A 19,130-nucleotide genomic window follows, 5' to 3' on the forward strand; every position below is an offset into this window, starting at 1 on the left:
CAAAAGCTATCTTACCACGTACAACATTGCCATATACCATATATTGCAATCCGGAATAATTCGCCATGCATTCTGACTATGCCTATATTAGCCTGTGTTTTCGTCCGTTTGAGGGTGTAATATTGCGTGTTTCAGGCCCTGAAATGGGCAATATCACATGCTAAAACGATACTTATTACAGAACAGGAAAATAGTCTTTAAATATAAATTACTGATGTTCAACAACTTACAAAACCTTCTTATTTCTCGCGTATTTGTGTCCGAAGAAAAGTCTATACGAAAATATTCATTTATTTTTTGGGGTAGAACAGAAAACTCAGAAGGAAAAATCACAGTATGCTGAAAATCTGTAAGTAGCCTATATTGGTCTCATTTCAACAGAGAATAACAATACTATTTGGGAATTGAATCCGCAACTTTCTATCGAAACTCATCTCCGCGGAATATCTTCTGAACAGAAATAAAATTATCAAAAACATAAAAAAGAGACAAAAACACGATTATTCGCATATAATCCATTAATTTTGTACGGTCTGGTATGTCCCCCAATACAACATGCCATACACCTATAACCAATTACTACAAACATCCTTACAATTCATAAGGACATTACTAACCTATAAAAAGACAAAGCAGATGAAAAAGGCATATCTTTTATTTCTCCTGCTTATGCTATGCATAAACACACCGACAAAAGCAAAAGACGCGTCAAGAAGAACTATCAGTCTGTCTGGTACATGGACATTTTGCACTGACGAACAGAATGCCGGAATCACACAACAGTTCTGGAAAAAGACATTCACCGACAATGTATTACTGCCCGGAACGACAGACACTAACAGAAAGGGGAAAAAGAATAACAAAAAGAACGAAACTACCTATCTGTCGCGGCGGTACACCTATCAAGGTCCGGCATGGTACAGTCGCGATGTGGTCATCCCGAAGGATTGGAAAGACAAGCATGCCGTATTATTTCTGGAACGCACACGCCCGTCAATGATGTGGATTGACGGACATTACGTCGGAGCATGCAACAGCATATCTACACCCCACAGATATGATATAAGCAAGTACAGCACTCCGGGCAGACACAGAATCACAATACGTGTGGACAACGGCGAGAGCATCCCCTCACAGATACGCTCCAGTTCGCATGCGTGCACGGAATCAACACAGACAAACTGGAACGGCATCATCGGACGTATGGAACTTCAGGCCACAAACAGGCTGTACATAGAGTACGTGAAAACCTATCCGTCTGTAGAAACACGCTCCGTCAGACTGCGGATAAAGCTCTCTGACGCATCCGGAATAGGCAACAGGAGAATAAACATCTCGGCAAAATCCTTCAACTCGCCGAAGTCACACAAAGCAGGAACCACCACGTTGCAACTGGAGGAAGGCCGAAAAGAATACGAACAGACATACCGGCTGGGGGATGATGCGCAATTATGGAGCGAGGCTTCACCCGCGCTTTACCACCTGAAGGTATCGATTGCCGGTATTGACGAACTGGAAACAACATTCGGGCTTCGCGAATTCAAGGCATCAGGCAGCCATTTTTTTATCAACGGCAACAAGACTTTCCTTCGTGGTAAACACGACGCATGTGTATTTCCTCTTACCGCCCATACGGCGATGACCGTGAAGGAATGGCGCAGATACTTCATAACGTGCAGACAATACGGCATCAACCACTGCCGCTTCCACTCATGGTGTCCTCCGCAAGCCTGCTTTGAGGCGGCCGACCTCGAGGGCATATATCTGCAACCGGAGTTGCCCATATGGGGAAGTTTCAAGAAAGAAAACACAGATCTGATGGATTTTCTAATGAACGACGGGACCAGTATTCAGGAAGAATACAGCAACCACGCCTCCTTCGTACTCTTTGCTTTGGGCAACGAACTGAGCGGCGACATAAACATAATGAAGGATTTTGTGGAAAAATTCAGACAGAAAGAAGACAGACATCTTTATACTTATGGTTCGAACATCTTTCTCGGAAGCCGCGGACACATACCCGGCGAGGATTTCCTCGTGACATGTAGAACCGGTACGGGCGACAAATATTCCACTCACGTGCGTGCCTCGTTCTCGTTTGCCGACGCTGAAGAAGGAGGCTATCTGAACAATACCTATCCCAACACAGAAATGAACTTCGACAAGGCCGCAAGTCTTTCAGCCGTTCCGGTGATAGGCCATGAGACAGGACAATTCCAGACATATCCCGACTATCGAGAAATAAAGAAATACAAAGGAGTGCTTGCGCCATGGAATATGGAAACTTTCCGCAAACGCCTCTACGATGCCGGAATGGGACGGCAGGCCAAAGACTTCTTCAAGGCTTCCGGCTCATGGTCGGTAGAATTATACCGGGCCGATATCGAAATGAACCTGCGTTCCGACGGTATGGCAGGCTTCCAACTGCTCGATTTGCAGGACTATCCCGGACAAGGATCCGCATACGTGGGCATATTGGATGCATTCATGGACAGCAAAGGACTGATAAAACCAAAGAAATGGAGAGAGTTCTGCGCAGAGGTCGTTCCGTTGTTTGTCATGAAAAAATACTGTTGGAGCGGACTGGAGACTTTCTGTGGCGAAATGAAAATAGCAAATTACGGTGAAAAACAACTGGTCGGCAAACAGCTGAGTTGGACACTGAAGAACGGACAGAAAGTCATTGCAAAAGGTACATCCGTCATACCCGAAGGCCTCGGACTGCTGTCATGTGGCGACATCAGACTACCACTGCCTGACATCGACAAAGCCTGCAAGGCACAGTTAAGCCTGGAAATAGAGGGAACACCATATCGTAACTCATACCCGATATGGATATATCCGGCTTCAAAGAAAGCCGACACGGAGGGAATAATGATATCGCACGAACTAGACGACAAAACGCTCACAAGACTGAAACAGGGAGGCAAGGTGTTGCTGATGCCACGACGCGACGGATGCCGTGATGTGACTGTGGGTGGACTGTTCCAGACCGACTACTGGAACTACCGCATGTTCAAGAGCATCTGCGACAACATCAAGAAAAAGGCATCGCCCGGGACATTGGGAATACTCACCGATCCGGAACACGGCATATTCGCCTCGTTCCCGACAGAATCACATACCAACTGGCAATGGTATCCGATAATAAAGAACAGTTACCCACTGATTATCGACCGTCTGCCACAAAACTACCGTCCCATCGTGCAGGTGATAGACAACATTGAGCGTAACCATAAGCTGGGGCTTATCATGGAATTCAAGGTGGACGGCGGCAGACTGCTGCTCTGTATGGCAGATCTGGATGCTGCGAAAAATACGCCAGAAGGTTTCCAACTGTACGCAAGCATACTGGAATATATGCACACCCCGGCCTTCGATCCGGATTTCTCACTGTCGTCAGCATCCTTGATGGAACTGCTGTCAAAACAAACTCACGGCAACAGGATAGACACACTGAACAACATTTCTTATGAATAACCGGTGGCAGACAGCACACGCGACCTTCACCCACCAAGCATAAAAACATCGTCGGACATAAAGGAGCGATGTCACATCATACTATCGGAAATGTATTTTTATACACTTCCGAAAGTAAAACATTTTGACAATAAAAATTCGTAAAATGGAATCGGGGCCGTGGAAAAACATATTATGTTACACCACGTTCCCCCGTACAAACACGACAGGAATGGTTTTATCGACCGTTTCTGTCGTTGTTTTTCTGTGAGAAGCCCATCCGGTTTTCATATACAGATAATCCATGGCGACATGACGAACTGTTCTGCAGCGCAAACAAGCCAGTTACACAAGCCTGACGAGGGCACACCGCATTATAGTTTGGTATGCCAGACACACCTCATACACATAAATTGCGGATTACAGAAAACTTACGTAAAGTGCTCAAGACACGCATATATAATCTCAGATATACATATACTTCTGAAAATTCCATTCTCATCAAATTACCAATGAATAATTATGCATCCGACACAAACTAATGCATAAATATTCATTCTGCCGAACCACCGGCCGGTAAAACCATGGAACAGCAACGTCTTACACTATGGATTTTCTGCAGTTTGATGCCCAATACAATGCTGCACTCATTTAACTTCATACAGAAACGGAAAATATGAACATACGGTACGAAAATGTCGTAACGTCCATACACTCAGAAAGTCCTAACTTTGCAGCGGATAAATGAAGTAAAAGATATGAAGAGACTATTATTCACATTTGCCTTTACCTGTTCGCTTTTTCCTCTTAAAGCACAGGAAACACTCACTCTGGAGCAGTGCATAAGGATGGGCATTGAGAACAATCTGTCGTTGCAGACAAAGCGCAACGACATAGTAAAAGGTGCACACAGCATCAGCGAGAACCGCGCAAAACTGCTGCCGCAGATCAACGCCGTAGTGGCCATGAACGACAATTTCAATCCGCCGGTATCAGTCACCGACGGCTCGGCATACGGCAATCCGTACAACGTCACGAAGACTCTGCAATATAACGCCTCGGCGGGACTGCAGTTGCAGATGCCTCTCTACAACCAGACACTGCTGACGGCGCTTGACATAACAAAGATGATGGACCGTATCAACCGTCTGTCATACGATAAGGCGCGCAACGACCTCATCGAACAGATAAGCAGTATGTACTATCTCGCACAGAGCACTGTCGAGCAGATTGACATCGTGAAAGCCAACATAACCCGTCTGGAAGAGCTGAAAAACATAACCGAAGCATTCTTCGACAACGGAATGGCGATGGAGGTGGACGTGAAACGCGTGAACATAAACCTCGAGAATCTTCAGGTACAGCACGACAACGCGAAGGCAATGCTCACCCAACAGCTCAACATGCTGAAGTATGTCATCGACTATCCGGCCGACAGCGACATCCGGCTGACAGCCGTAAACACCGAGGCCATCGAACAGGTGGAACTGAACGGCCTCAACGAGTCGCTGCCCGAACTGCGTCTGTTGCAGGGACAGAGCGAACTGGCAGAACGCCAGCAGAAGATGATACGCCAGGGCTACCTGCCTTCGCTCACGCTTACCGGCAATTTCTCCTACTCCGCCTATACCGACAAATTCAGCAACTGGTTCCACTCAGGATCGTCAAACCACTGGTACAACTCGTCGGGACTGGGCATCACACTGCGCATACCGGTGTTCGACGGACTGGAGAAACGCTCGAAGATACGCAAGGCGAAGCTCGACACGGAGAACGCCCGACTGGCTTACGACGATGCCCTCAAGGCATTACGCACGCAGTATCTCAACGCTACAAACGAGCTGATGAACAGCCGCCGCAACTTCACCAAGCAGCGCGACAACTATCGTCTGGCAGAAGATGTGTACACCGTGACAACCGACCGTTACCGCGAAGGCATAGCCTCCATGACCGAAGTGTTACAGGACGAGATGCGTATGAGCGAGGCACAGAACAACTACGTGACTGCCCACTACAACTACCGCATCACCAATCTGTCGCTGCTGAAGCTGACAGGTCAGCTCGACTCGCTGCTGAAATAAACCGACCGCAGCAGCTACATCTCACACCCCACAATAACACAATATACAAACAACAAAAAAACATACTGAAATGGAAACCAAGAACAACAACATAAAGCAGACAAACACCCTGAAACAGAAGGCTGAGAAACTGAGAAAACAGCGCATGCGCCAACGTGCTGCAAGTCTCTTCGGAATAATAATTCTGGTGTGTGGTATAGTGAAGACGGCAATGATTTTCCTCGAATACAAGAACACGGAGACTAGCAATGACGCGCAGATAGAACAATACATATCGCCAGTAAACCTGCGCGCGTCAGGATATATAAAGAAGGTGTGCTTCACCGAGCACCAGAGTGTAAAGAAAGGCGACACACTTCTGATTCTCGACGACCGCGAGTATCGCATACGCGTTATGGAGGCCGAGGCTGCACTAAAGGACGCGACGGCAAGTGCATCGGTCATAGGACAGTCGCTACAGACATCTCAGGCTTCGGCTTCGGTGTATGAATCGTCTATCGCCGAGGTGAAGATACGCCTGGCAAAACTCGAGAAAGACCGCACACGCTATCAGAACCTGCTCGAGCGCAACGCCGCCACCCCAATACAGCTGGAACAGATAGAAACAGAATATGAGGCTACCAAGAAAAAGCTCGACGGGCTCGTCAGACAGCAGAAGGCTGCCATGTCGGGCGTAAGCGAGGTGTCTGTGCGCCGCCAGAGTTCCGAAGCCGCCATTGAACGTGCACGCGCCGCTCTTGAGATGGCACGCCTCAACCTCTCTTATACAGTGGTGACTGCTCCATGCGACGGTAAGCTCGGACGTCGCGCTGTGGAGGACGGACAGTATGTGTCGGCAGGACAGACTCTGACATACATCATGCCCAACACTCAGAAATGGGTGATAGCAAACTATAAGGAGACGCAGGTAGAGGACCTGCACGTAGGCCAGGAGGTGGCTCTCACGGTGGATGCCTTGGACGGACGCGAATTTAAGGGACGCATAACAGCCATATCGGGCGCAACTGGTTCAAAATACTCACTTGTGCCTACGGACAATTCGGCAGGTAATTTCGTAAAGATACGCCAGCGTGTACCTGTAAGAATAGATTTCGACGGACTGTCTGCCGAAGACAACGCACGCCTCGCTGCAGGAATGATGGTGGTGGTGAAAGCCAAGATAAAATGACCGTCTCGCATATAGGAAATAATATACGTGCACATGGAAAGCTATCAACTAAAAAAGAATGAGTCATGGGACAAAGTGCAATAAGCGTAAACTGCGGAGCTAAATATAAAAATTATCCGTTTTACGACTGGATACCAAAACCGCTCGGCATCATTCTGCTGATACTTCTGTTCATACCTATTCTCACCGTGGGCGGTGTTTACACTGCCAACAGCGGCGATATGACGAGCGGACTGGGCATACAGTCGGAACACATACAGTTCGTAGGTTTCGTCACATCTATAGGCATGGCGGCCTTCTCACCTTTCTTCTATCAACTGGTGTGCATACGCCGAGAGAAGATAATGTGCGTCATTGGATTCTCCGTGATGTATATTCTCAGCTACGTGTGCGCCGTGACCGACAGCATATTCGTGCTGGCTCTGTGCAGCCTTGTGATGGGTTTTCTGCGCATGGTGCTCATGATGGTGAATCTGTTCACGCTCATACGCTACGGTTTCGGAATGGAGGCCACGCAGAACATAACGCCCGGCAACGAGCCGACAGATGAAGAAGGATGGGACCGTCTGGACTCTGAGAAGAGCAAGAGCATGCCAATAATATATCTGTTCTTCATGATTCTGGGACAGTTGGGCACATCGCTCACCGCCTGGCTGGCATATGAATATCAGTGGCAGGACGTATATTACTACATGATGGGCATGACGCTTGTGTCCGTTCTCATAGTACTGGTGACAATGCCTTACCATGCTTACAGCAACAGGCGTTTCCCGATAACGCTCCGCAAATTCGGCAATGTGGCTGTGTTCAGCTCGATGATGACATGCGGAATATACGTTCTTGTATATGGAAAGACGCTCGACTGGTTTGCCGACCCGACAATAGTGCGCTCTGCAATACTTACAGTGTTGTTTGCCATAGTGTTTGTCTATATGGAATGGTCGCACCGTTCACCTTATTTCCTTATGGAGGTGTTCCGCCTGCGGACCATCAACATGGGCATCGTACTGTTTTTGCTGCTCATGGTGCTGAACACAAGTTCAATGTTCGTAAACGTGTTCACCGGTGTGGGAATGGAGATCGACAACTGGCAGAACGCCGCACTGGGCAACTGGAGCATGGCAGGCTATTTCATAGGAGCGGTAATAGCCATAGTGCTCGAATCGAAGAACGTGAAGCTAAAATATCTCTTCGGACTTGGATTTCTGCTTATCGGAGCATCTGCTCTGTTCATGTATTTCGAGGTACAGACCGCTGGTCTTTATGAAAGAATGAAATATCCGGTCATCATCCGTTCCACTGGCATGATGCTTATATATTCGCTCACGGCCGTATATGCCAACCAGCGAATGCCTTACAAGTATTTATCCACGTGGATATGTATAATGCTCAGCGTGCGCATGGTCATCGGTCCGGGCATAGGTTCGGCACTCTACTCCAACGTGTTGCAGCACCGTCAGCAACATTACGTGACGATGTTCGCACAGGACATTGACCGCACAGACACACAGTCGGCAGCCGACTACGACCGTACTGCCAGCGGCATGCGTTGGCAGGGACGCAGCGAGACCGAGGCCGAGAATATGGCAGCCATGTCGGCAAAAGGCAAGGTGCAGATACAAGCCACACTGTCTGCCGTGAAGGAAATGTCGGGATGGACATTCTACGGCTGCATGATTTCAATGCTCTTCGTACTCATTTATCCATATAAGAAGAGAAATTTATCTGCTTGGCGCGACTGACAGTCCGCCAAGTCAGATAAATTTATTATCTTAGCAGATGTAAAACATCATGCCACAATGAACAATACATCTGACACAAATGCAGACGCAAAACTGGCACGACTGCAGGAAGACATGGACAAAAGGGCCGATGTATGCTCGTCGGGAGGAATAATACATGACTTTCCGCAACGCATGTACGAAGGTTTCATCAACTTCGGCATCGGACTTATAGTCTGCCATGAAGGTAATTTTGACTTCGTTTTGTCGGACAACACATATACTGCCAGGCAGGGCGAGACAGTATTTATAACCGAGAACACCAGTTTCCGCATCGTACGCCGGGCACAACAACTGCGATTAAGCATAATAATCTATAAAACGGAACCCATACGCTATGTTATAGGTACGATGGTTCAGTCGGTACAGATATATGCCAAAATATCGCCGGAACTGCCTTGTGTATGGACCACAGGATGTGAGGACGACATTTCTGAATACATATCTCTGATAGGCAGCGAGGCACCTCAGCCGGACAATCTGTTTGCCGTAAGCGAACATAAAATGCTGCTGATGTCACTCACCTATCGTCTGTGCACGATCTTCAGCAATAAGTTTTTTGCTGATGCTTCACATAATACACGCCGCACAGAGGTCTTTCTCAAACTGATTCAGCTCATCGGCCGCCACTATATGACTGAACGCGGAGTGACGTTCTATGCCGACAAACTGTTTCTTTCGCCAAAATACCTGTCCGAACTGTCAAAGTCGATGTGTGGATACACCGTCCAGGAACTTGTGTTCAAGGCAATAACACGCAAAGCAATGTCTCTGCTCGACAGCACAAACAAGACCGTTGCAGAAATAGCCAACGATTTCCACTTCCCCAACCCGTCGAGTTTCGGCACTTTCTTCAGAAAACAGACAGGAATGTCACCGCAGAAATACAGGGAAAGATTATAGAATTCTTAAATCAAACATCTTGTATGTCATAAACATATGCCATACTTATCTCTTTTTATGATATTAATTAACGTGAAATCAACGAATTCATAAGAAAGCCGGCTGTGTGTCAATAGTACTCACAAAATTGATGCACGACTTTTTTCGGAAAGCAACAATATGCAGCTCAAAGCTCTTATGTCTTGAGCCAAACACCGGCAAACATTTTCCTATCTAAAATGCTTCAAACAACGATAACCGGAATTATGGGAAAGATATCATAATGAACCTGATTCCATACCTTTGACATTGTTGAGACGCGGTGATATTAGAGTTTCATGACACCTTTAAACATGGATTTTGACATCATTATATCAAAAAACTTGCAAAATTGAAAATCAACTAAGCTAAATCATCCGCCATACAAAATAATTCTATAACTTTGCTCTCGGTGATTATAGCAATTATTGCTTGTAAAGTAACACTATAAAATTACAACAATTTTCGCTAATAACCAGATTACAGGCATATACAGTTCGCCTAACTAACATTATGTTTAACTATTGTACATAATAAATAGATATGAAGAATATACTGAGTCTATTTTTATTACTGACATTTAGCACATTTCACACATTTGGACAGGAACAAAGTTATAGATACTTTTTTGCAAATAATGCAACAGGACATCAAATTACTCCTGCAGGAACAGATAGAATACATATTGTCAAACAAGGTGATTTATTTAAAATCGCATTAGCCGAGCTAAAAATCTCTGTTAAATACAGCAGTTATAATGACATTAAGAACCAGCATGTTTATACTGGAGAGGTTCTTGATTCTAATCTTTTAAAAGGACGATGTATTATACAGACAGAAAACAAGCTTGATCTTTTTTTAGAAAACCATGGTTATAAATTTGATGGAATGTTTCTCCAAACTGATAATGATATGAATTACTGCATTACAATTTTGATGCAGGACATGAAACCATTAAGGCAAGGAATTGCTCCTCAACAAGATGAATGGCGGAAAATTTATCCGATTGAAAATAAATCACAAGAAAAACTTAATATAGAAAGAAAACAAGAGACAGAAATCAACACACAAAAGAGAATCGAAGAAGACAAACATTCGTTTATCGATTCATTAATAAATCAACAAATAACAAATGAAGATATCGAATATTATACTTCTGAAGTTAGACGATTTAATGCGAAGCAATTAAAAACATCAATTTTGAAAAAAGCTCGTGAGTATCCTTATGCAAATTATAATAATTACAATAGCTATCCCTATATTCCAGAAAGTATACAAGAAACATTTAGTACAGATGTAATTATATGTATTACAGATGGGTTAAATATAGGGCCATATATTATGGTTATAAAATCTAATATTGGTCAAATTATCCTTCAACCAGATTTATACAAATATAAATACAAAAATGCCGAAAAATATTATAATAATGTGTATAAAAATGGAGATATGTATTTTGTTAAAACACAAATGGAAGCCCCAAACGATCCATTAACAAGAGGATTGTTTAGAGTTCAATTTACAGGTAATAAATACAAATTTTTAGGAGCATTCCCAAACGGTACAAATAAATGGGTAAAAGCAAATATTACGAAGAAAGGTACGTATTACATAGGATATATCGGTTTTGACGATGACTATTCATTTGAAATTATTGAATTAAATTCACAGGAAGAATCTAAATTTCGCGAAGCTAATGGAAAATCAAATATATCAGATAAACTAGGTTGGTAATTATCTACTTTTATTCTAAGATTTTAGATATTAGAAATAGACATCTAAAGATTAATCAATATTTATAGAAAAATGAAATTACATAAATGCCAACAAAAATTAATCTGTAATAAATGACCAATTGGGGCTAAACAATACACATATCTACCAATAATTATCGCTATCGGTGTCTGAAATATAAAATAGAAACACTATAATTATCTTACGTACAGTTTTGTATAACTGGTATCGAGAATTTTACAATAAAGCGGGATGCGATTCAGAAAATCGCATCCCGCTTTTCATTATGTCTGATATATAGAAATTCAGAAATTGTAATTGTCTGTGTCCATACAAACGGACATCAAGCCGATTATTTTATCACAATTTTTCTGACAGACACGCCATTGTCCGTTGTTACCTTGACCATGTAAACACCCGGCTGTACATCAACAGCGAGCCATCCGCCTGTCATTGATGCTTTGTCGCAAGATGTAACGAGAGCACCATTGGCAGCGATGAGTTCCGTCTTCAACAGAGTGCTGCCATCAGCAACATCCACATAAACACGTCCATCCTTATAGTAAACATTGGCATTATCATTCTGAGCATCGACAGAAGATATGCCAGAAGTTCCGCTTTTAACTTCAACCAGTTTGTAGCAGTTGTGGTAAGAAGCCACTGTACCGGTGACGCCACCCTGTTTTGCCTCAACGAGCAACATGTAACGCTGTGGCTCTACTCTCGGTTTATAATCAAAACTTAACTCTTTTGTCTCACCGGCCTTCATCTTCACGCTGCTCATTTGAGCAATCTCACCATTAGTGTTGGTATATTGACGCAAGCGCAGATAAACCATACCGCTGAAATCCTGCGGTGCATGAAGAACAATCTTGCAAGGTGCTTTCTCTTCAGTATAAAGCACATCAGGCATGTCAAGACTTACGGCCTCAAGCATGATATCCGTATTGTTCTCGTGAACCTCGAGTGTGTTGTCGAATCCTGCAGCATTAGCATCGGCAATCTCGTTGCCGTCGTCTGTGAGATAAGTGAGTTTTAGACGATATGTACCCGGATCAACCGGCAGCTTGCGGAAAAGAGGAACAGTAACTTCCTCACCTTTTTCTACAGTGACATTCTCCTGGAGGAAAAGATATGTCTCTTCAGGTTTATCCACATTCTCCATCCAAAGTATGACACCAACATTTCCGGCTGCGCCATAATTGCGTGCTGTTACCTTGAACATGATGTCGTCGCCCTGTCTTACAAGTCCATCGGTTGTGCCGATGACAAGTCCCATCTTCTGGGTCTGACGCATCACAGGCACAGTGGCAGCAGGGAGCACTGTGACAGACGCTGGCTCTGAAGAAGTCTGCACGAAAGGATTATCAGGATAACCCTTCTCGAAGAGTATGATGTCATAATCACCCGCCGGCATATCCTCAGCAAGGTTTACAAAAAGTTTAACACTCTCGGTGCTACCATCGTAGATATTGACTATATTCTCATAGTCCCACACCTTTGTGGCATCTGCCTTTGAACGGAATCTGACAACAACATTCTTAAGGTTGAAGTTGGAAGAATTGTTCTGAAGAGTAACGCAGAAAAGCGCACTACCACCAGCAAATATGTCACCATCGTTCTGTATCTGTCCGACAACTGTGACATCGGGTACCGGAGCCGCGTCTTCGTCAAGATCGAGCACTCCGTCAACAATGTTTGCCGCAACATATCCACGCTCTCTGTTTTCATGACGAAGGAACTGCCAACGATCTTCATCAGATTCCTTAAACGCGAGGCGTACTTCGCACGCACCGTCGGCAATACCCTCGCTCACTGTTGTAGGAATGTCGCGCATGGTGAGGAAATAGAGTCCGCTCATACTATTGGCAAAACCATCGATATGGGTTGACTCGCCGTCGGTCTTCAGTATGTCTATTATCTGACCGTCGCGTGTAACGACTGCGGCAATCTGGCCATCGAACGGAGTAACATCATAGTTGTTGACAGACGACATGAGAGTGAAATCACTTCCGTAATCACTACACTTGAGACTGAGCAGACCATAAAGTGGACGGTCGAAATCTGTTGTACCGCCAGTTGACGGCTGTATGCCTGTGATGATTTCCTGATCGGTGTTATAGCCTCCAGTACCTCCACCTTCACCAAGATCGTCCGGATTGAGATGATTTACGAGAAAATAACCGTTGCTCATGCCATACCATCCCCAATTGATGTGGACATATCCCTCAGAATCGTAACCATCGCAGACAAAAGCATGTCCACCCAGACCACTGTCGCTCGTCGCTCCATAGTAAACGGGACGGTTGTTGTCAAGTTCGTGCTTTATCAGTTCTAGCCATTCTGTGGCACTGTAAAAGTTACGGCGGCGCATGGTTGTGGCTTTGTCATAACCGAAATAAGTTTTCAAGGCATGCGGCACAAGCATGGAAAGCGCACCACTTCCGTTCTCGGCATATTCCATTTCAACAGAAACTCCAAAATGATATGCCAGAGTGGCGGCAGCATCGATCTGCTCCTGACTGACACCGTCTGACGGATAAAAGGCCAACATGTTATCCCAATCATATGTGGTATTGCCGAAATCGGCCGAAAGGGTCTGACCTTTGAACACATAGCTTTTTGAACCTGTGCCCTGCTGTGGGTATCTGTAATAGCGCATTATCTGTGTGGCAGCTGTAGCAACACATCCTACATAATAATGCAGATTCTGTCCACCGGAATAATAGGTAGGACACATCTCATTGAACGGGAAATCCTGGCCCCACATGATGTCGCCGAGCAAAGGCTCCACCACAACCGTCCCATTGCCAGTGCGTGAGGTGCCGACAGCTGAAGACTCACGCTTGGCACAGTTTTCTACATAGAGTTCGTTAAGACGCAACCACTCAACCATGTTGGCCGGCATATTGTCAAGATCAAGTTCACCACGGTCGGAATAACCGAGAACAGGCTCGGCATTGTCGTCACCGGACACAATAACAAAGCCTTCGCGATTACCTATATTGAATATATAGTATGGAGCTACGTCACCCGAACTGCCTTTCACTGCACTCTTATGAGGTAAACAGGCAAGCGATGCAGACTTGCTGCACCGCTTGCTCATAAAACCTCTCGCAATGTTCTCGGCCGCACTCTTTGTTATCGGTCTGGCACCGACATAAAGGAAAGAGAGCAGACTGAGAATCCATAGGAGATTATATCTTTTCATAATTACCCTTATTTGCATTAACGAACAAGTACTTTCGCACTCTTTGCGCCTACCTTGACAATGTTAAGTCCAGAAGAAACACTGATATGGTTTGCACCCTGACGTCCGGAAACTGAAGCCGTCTGCTGGCCGGCTGCATTGTAAACATTAATAACCGCATCTGCAGCAAGCTCAACAACAATGCCACCATTTTCTGCATAAACCTTCAGATTATCTGTTGTTTCCTGAACACCGTCTATTGACGACGAAGTGAGTTTTACATTAACCACGTCTGACGGAGCTGATGGCATATAATCAATCTCGCCATCCACAACAGTACGTGCATATGCAACAACCTGATAAGAATAGCTTACGCTTTCAGTCAACGGAACTTCGAATGTTGTAGATGTAACATTTTCAAGCTCACGGTCTTCAACTACTGAAGAATAAACGTCGCCTTCTGAAAGAACCTGCGAAACAGTGATATAATCTACAAAGAGTTTTTTGTTTCCATTGTAATATACCTCAACATACGTTCCTTCGGTTCCATTTGTAAATTCTAAAGTATAATCCTTGAAGTTCTTAGCAAGAACAACAGTCTTTGTCTCTACAGGCTCTTCTGAGTCGCCATTGTAAATACGAATCTCAACATTTGTTCCCTCATAGTATGTTCCGAAAGATCCTTCTGCCATATTCAACGCAACAGTGAATTTGCCTCCGTCATGAGAAAGATTCAGTGCAGGTGTCTTGATGAATCCTCCATTATCGCTGTATGGAGAAATTCCCATATATCCTTTAGCCACACACTCCATATATGTAGACCATCCGGGAACTTTTGTATAAGAGTCAATATCGCTGCTTGAGATAAAATCGACATTGGTGAGAGTTCCTTTATCGACCTTTGAGAAGTCTTCGTCAAGAATGTTTACAGACTTGCTTTCGGTCAAAGTCTCGATACGAGTGAGCTGAACCATATAACGGGTTGCCTTGGCAACAGCCTCCCAATTAGCAGTGAAACCGGTTTCTGTCACATTAGTAGCCGGCAGAGCCTTTGGAGCGTCAACACTTTCGAGAACCTCAACCACCTCAATCTCATTAGAATAATCAGAAACAGTCTCGCCCTTCTTAGCACGTACTGTATAATAATAAACATTTCCGGCAACAAGTCCTTCTACAAGTGCAGAAGTGCCTGTCTCCTCACGATCTTTCACGAGATAATCCTTCGCTCCATCAACACCTTTTGTATATACATCAAGGAGATAAGTAGCGCCACTGACGCTCTTCCATCTTGCTGTAAAACTTGTTTCGTCAGCAGCAAGTGGCTGAAGGGCCTCCGGTGCAGCAACAAGATCGTCTGAAGCTATCACTTTCACATTATCAATAAGTATGCCTTCTGCTGCAAGATAAGGATTGAACTCCAAGCTGTTGGTAGGAGATGCGTTCTCGAATATAGCCGTCATGGTATGCCATTCACTGTCATACACAAGAAAAGTCTCTGACTTGCTGTAACCAAGCTTCAACACAACACCGCCTCCATAATCGGCAAGGCTTCTCACATCGAATGTTACCTTTATGTTGGAAGTCTTGCTCATGTTTCTCATGTAAGGAGTTGTCAGCTTTCCGCCATCAGCAACCTTGAGCATTCCACCGGCTTCATATACCTTAGAACCATTCCAACCGATGGTTTTATATAGTTTTCCTGAATATCCGGAGATATCTGTTGTAGCCGGCTTCGATTCACTACCCTCAGTAAAAGCGCTGAAGTTCTCATCTATCACAACCTCTTCCTGTGCATAAAGATCAGCACACATGAATGACATCAGCGTCAACAACAAAAACAAAAGTAAGTTTTTTTTCATAATAATTTCATCATTGATAGGTTTGACAATATATATAATAACAAAATGCCAAGCAAATATGCCACAAAGATACATTAAATATATTATATTACAAAGCTGTGATATACATATTTTATACATGATTTATGCAGAACAATAGTACTGTCCATGTTCTTACAATCATTGCATGTTATGTTTTATAACAATATATTCTCATTATTTAACTGCTTTTTAGGCTTCAGGAGTTTGCGTATTACAGCCATTTTAACTATGTTTGCCAAGAGAAAAATCATAAAATAAAAATATGAAAAAAACTATAGCTTTACTTGCCGCTTTAGCAGGACTGGTAGTTGGAGGATGCAGTATAAAATCTATAAAAACATCCGGATACCGTAATGTAACAACCGATGTGTTTGAGTCTCAGATAAAATCAGAGAATGTCCAGATACTTGATGTAAGAACCAAAAAAGAATTTGACGAAGGACATCTGGCCGAAGCAAAACAAATAGATATAAAAAATGAAGATTTTATGAAAACGGCGAAAACCGTTCTGGATAAATCAAAGACAATAGCTGTTTACTGCAGAAGCGGCAAACGAAGCGCCGATGCCGCAAAACAACTTTCAGATGCCGGATATAAAGTGATAAACATGAAAGGCGGTATTCTGAAATGGGAAAGCGAGAAGAAACCTATCGTAAAATAACACAAATCTGACATAAGACTGAAACAGCAGTTACGGCTTTTCCAGTCGCAGAATGTTTTACACGATACGGAAAAGGCTTTTTGAACTCGCAAAATAAACCATTTGAGCCTGCGAAACAGCCCATTTTAGGACATGAAATGGGCCATTTCAGGCCATAATATGGGCTGTTTCATAACACGATATTGGCTTTATTGCAGCGTGCAAAGAATATTTCTGACAAACAAGCCGATATCGGACGCAAATTCAAATAAGGAAAACAAGAATTTGAAACGGTGAGATACAGCCTTTTCAGGCGAACATATATGTAATTACATATTCGTCGGCAATCTTGTAGAATACTGCGGACGTAGTGTTTTCCCTAAGGTTGTCGGCAAACACCTTACCTTCTGAAGAAAGTTCGAATGGATGCAGTCTCATTTCATAATATCCGAGTTTCTGTTCAGAAAAGTATTTGTATAAGGTTTCCTTCACACACCAATGAACAAGCCGGCTTAATGTGCACAATGCTGTTTCATCATCACGAATGAACCTTTCTGCTATGCGGTCCACGCGATCGTTGATATACTCAATGTCGACAGAAACATTTTTTGTATGCGACATTATCAACGTGGCATACCCGTTTGTATGACTTACACCGACATTTATATCAGCACCTTTTATAATAGGCCGGCCTTCCGGAGTATGGTCTATGAACAAACCGGGGTCTGATGTCATGGCGTGTAAAAGAGAATGTACGGAGACTATCTCTGCACGTCTTCTCAAACTACCGCAGGACATAACTGCGGATTTAAGAAAAAGATTGGCATCAAGTTCACATAATTCAGAATCCTGCTCTTCTATTTTCCAAAGACCAAGCTGAACGTCAGCATCTATTTTTTCTACGGAAACAAGAGGCATTCGACAATTATATTAGGATTTGACTAAAGGAGAATTCACAACAACCTTGACTTTGCTTATTCTCCGGCCTTCAATACCGATTATCTCAAAAAGATAGTTTTTATATTCTATCTTTTCATGCATGCTCAGGAAGTCGCCTTTTATCTCAAGCAACATTCCTGCAAGCGTATCAGCTTCGCCTTCGACATCAGCGAAAACATCATCTTCGGCATTGATTATTCTATAGAAATCTGTAAGAAGCGTCTTGCCTTCAAATATATAAGTATTATAATTTATCTTTGAATATGTACTGCCTTCATCGTCAAACTCGTCATTAATCTCACCGACAATTTCCTCAAGAATGTCTTCAAGTGTGACAAGACCGCTGGTTCCACCAAATTCGTCAACGACAATGGCTATATGCATTTTGTTCTTTTGAAACTCACGCAACAGATCGTCTATCTTTTTTGTTTCAGGAACGAAATAAGGCGGACGGATGAGGCTCTGCCATCTGAACGTGGAATGCTTAGACAGATGCGGCAGCAGGTCTTTTATATAAAGAATACCTTTTATGTTGTCAGAAGAGCCCTGATATACTGGGATTCGACTATAATTATTGTCAACAATGCATTTCAGAACATCGGCGTAACTGCTTTCTATATCAATATCGACAATATCCTGACGGACTGTCATAATCTCCTTGGCAGTTTCGTCTCCAAAGCGTATTATACCCTGGAGCATGCTCTGTTCATCCTTTATATCTTCTGTATCAGTAAGTTCAAGGGCCTGCTCGAGTTCATTTACACTTAATACATGATTCTCTTTCTGAACAACTTTTTCTGCAAGCATACCGCTACGCAGAAGTATGTTCTCGACGGGCCAGAAAAGTTTTCTGAAAAACAAGATTCCTCTTACAGTTCTGCGGCAGAATCGGAGCGGATTCTGACGGCTGTACACCTTAGGCATTATCTCCCCGAAAAGAAGCAACAGGAAGGTGAGCAATACGGTGATACAAAGAAACTGAAGCCAATAAGCCTTAGGTCCAAAATCGATTATTGAGGCAAATATATAATTGCAGAGCATTATTATCATCACATTGACAAAATTATTCGTTATAAGAATAGTTGCCAATGTACGCTCGCTGTCGTCAAGCAATGATTTTATTTTCTGGTCGGCCTCTGTTTTTCCAGCACTTACTTCTGATATCTCAGAAGGCAGCAAGCTGAAAAAAGCTATTTCAGAACCGCTCGCAAAACCGGAGATGAACAATAAGAAGAACGCTAATAGAAGCGCAATAACAACTCCTAAGGTAGGAGATATAAAATGAATGTCAGATAAAGACTCTACTATCGGTAACGTGTCCAAAACAATTAACAAAA

11 protein-coding genes are annotated in these 19,130 nt (G+C 43.7%); 7 read left to right on the forward strand and 4 right to left on the reverse strand.

Annotated features, from left to right (window positions below):
• The first annotated feature begins 636 nt into the window (after window positions 1–636).
• From WKT13_RS09160 to WKT13_RS09185, 6 genes are all read left to right on the forward strand, one after another.
• Window positions 637–3,480, forward strand: coding sequence for a sugar-binding domain-containing protein (locus WKT13_RS09160; protein WP_340323652.1), 2,844 nt, complete (start codon window positions 637–639; stop codon window positions 3,478–3,480).
• 737 nt (window positions 3,481–4,217) lie between these two features.
• Entirely contained in the window at window positions 4,218–5,540 is a 1,323-nt protein-coding gene (locus tag WKT13_RS09165) for a TolC family protein (RefSeq protein WP_340323653.1), read from the forward strand.
• Window positions 5,541–5,610: 70 nt separating this feature from the next.
• Window positions 5,611–6,708, forward strand: coding sequence for an HlyD family secretion protein (locus WKT13_RS09170; RefSeq protein WP_340323654.1), 1,098 nt, complete (start codon window positions 5,611–5,613; stop codon window positions 6,706–6,708).
• A gap of 65 nt (window positions 6,709–6,773) precedes the next feature.
• Window positions 6,774–8,450, forward strand: a complete 1,677-nt coding sequence (locus WKT13_RS09175) for an MFS transporter (RefSeq protein ID WP_340323655.1) — start codon at window positions 6,774–6,776, stop codon at window positions 8,448–8,450.
• A gap of 57 nt (window positions 8,451–8,507) precedes the next feature.
• Entirely contained in the window at window positions 8,508–9,392 is an 885-nt protein-coding gene (locus WKT13_RS09180; RefSeq protein WP_340323656.1) for a helix-turn-helix domain-containing protein, read from the forward strand.
• A 561-nt stretch (window positions 9,393–9,953) separates the two neighbouring features.
• Window positions 9,954–11,144 (forward strand): hypothetical protein, encoded by a 1,191-nt coding sequence (locus WKT13_RS09185; protein WP_340323657.1) that lies wholly within the window; start codon window positions 9,954–9,956, stop codon window positions 11,142–11,144.
• Window positions 11,145–11,496: 352 nt separating this feature from the next.
• On the opposite strand, the gene WKT13_RS09190 is transcribed toward WKT13_RS09185, so the two are convergent.
• Both WKT13_RS09190 and WKT13_RS09195 read right to left on the reverse strand, forming a co-directional pair.
• The gene (locus tag WKT13_RS09190; protein ID WP_340323658.1) at window positions 11,497–14,355 is read right to left on the reverse strand and encodes a thiol protease/hemagglutinin PrtT; all 2,859 of its coding nucleotides are present in this window, start codon (window positions 14,353–14,355) and stop codon (window positions 11,497–11,499) included.
• Window positions 14,356–14,372: 17 nt separating this feature from the next.
• A complete protein-coding gene (locus WKT13_RS09195; RefSeq protein ID WP_340323659.1) occupies window positions 14,373–16,193 on the reverse strand; it encodes a fibronectin type III domain-containing protein in 1,821 nt (606 codons plus the stop codon).
• Window positions 16,194–16,476: 283 nt separating this feature from the next.
• Here WKT13_RS09195 and WKT13_RS09200 point away from each other — a divergent pair, with 283 nt between their 5' ends.
• Window positions 16,477–16,875, forward strand: a complete 399-nt coding sequence (locus WKT13_RS09200) for a rhodanese-like domain-containing protein (protein ID WP_340323660.1) — start codon at window positions 16,477–16,479, stop codon at window positions 16,873–16,875.
• Between the two features lie 288 nt (window positions 16,876–17,163).
• Here the strand turns inward: WKT13_RS09200 and WKT13_RS09205 are convergent, their stop codons facing one another.
• The gene (locus tag WKT13_RS09205; protein ID WP_340323661.1) at window positions 17,164–17,475 is read right to left on the reverse strand and encodes a 4'-phosphopantetheinyl transferase family protein; all 312 of its coding nucleotides are present in this window, start codon (window positions 17,473–17,475) and stop codon (window positions 17,164–17,166) included.
• A 309-nt stretch (window positions 17,476–17,784) separates the two neighbouring features.
• Window positions 17,785–19,116 (reverse strand): gliding motility-associated protein GldE, encoded by a 1,332-nt coding sequence (gene gldE / locus WKT13_RS09210; RefSeq protein WP_298621160.1) that lies wholly within the window; start codon window positions 19,114–19,116, stop codon window positions 17,785–17,787.
• Between the last annotated feature and the right edge of the window lie 14 nt (window positions 19,117–19,130).

Origin of the sequence: Prevotella sp. HCN-7019 (assembly GCF_037890215.1) — a bacterium.
Taxonomy (GTDB): Bacteria; Bacteroidota; Bacteroidia; order Bacteroidales; family Bacteroidaceae; genus Prevotella.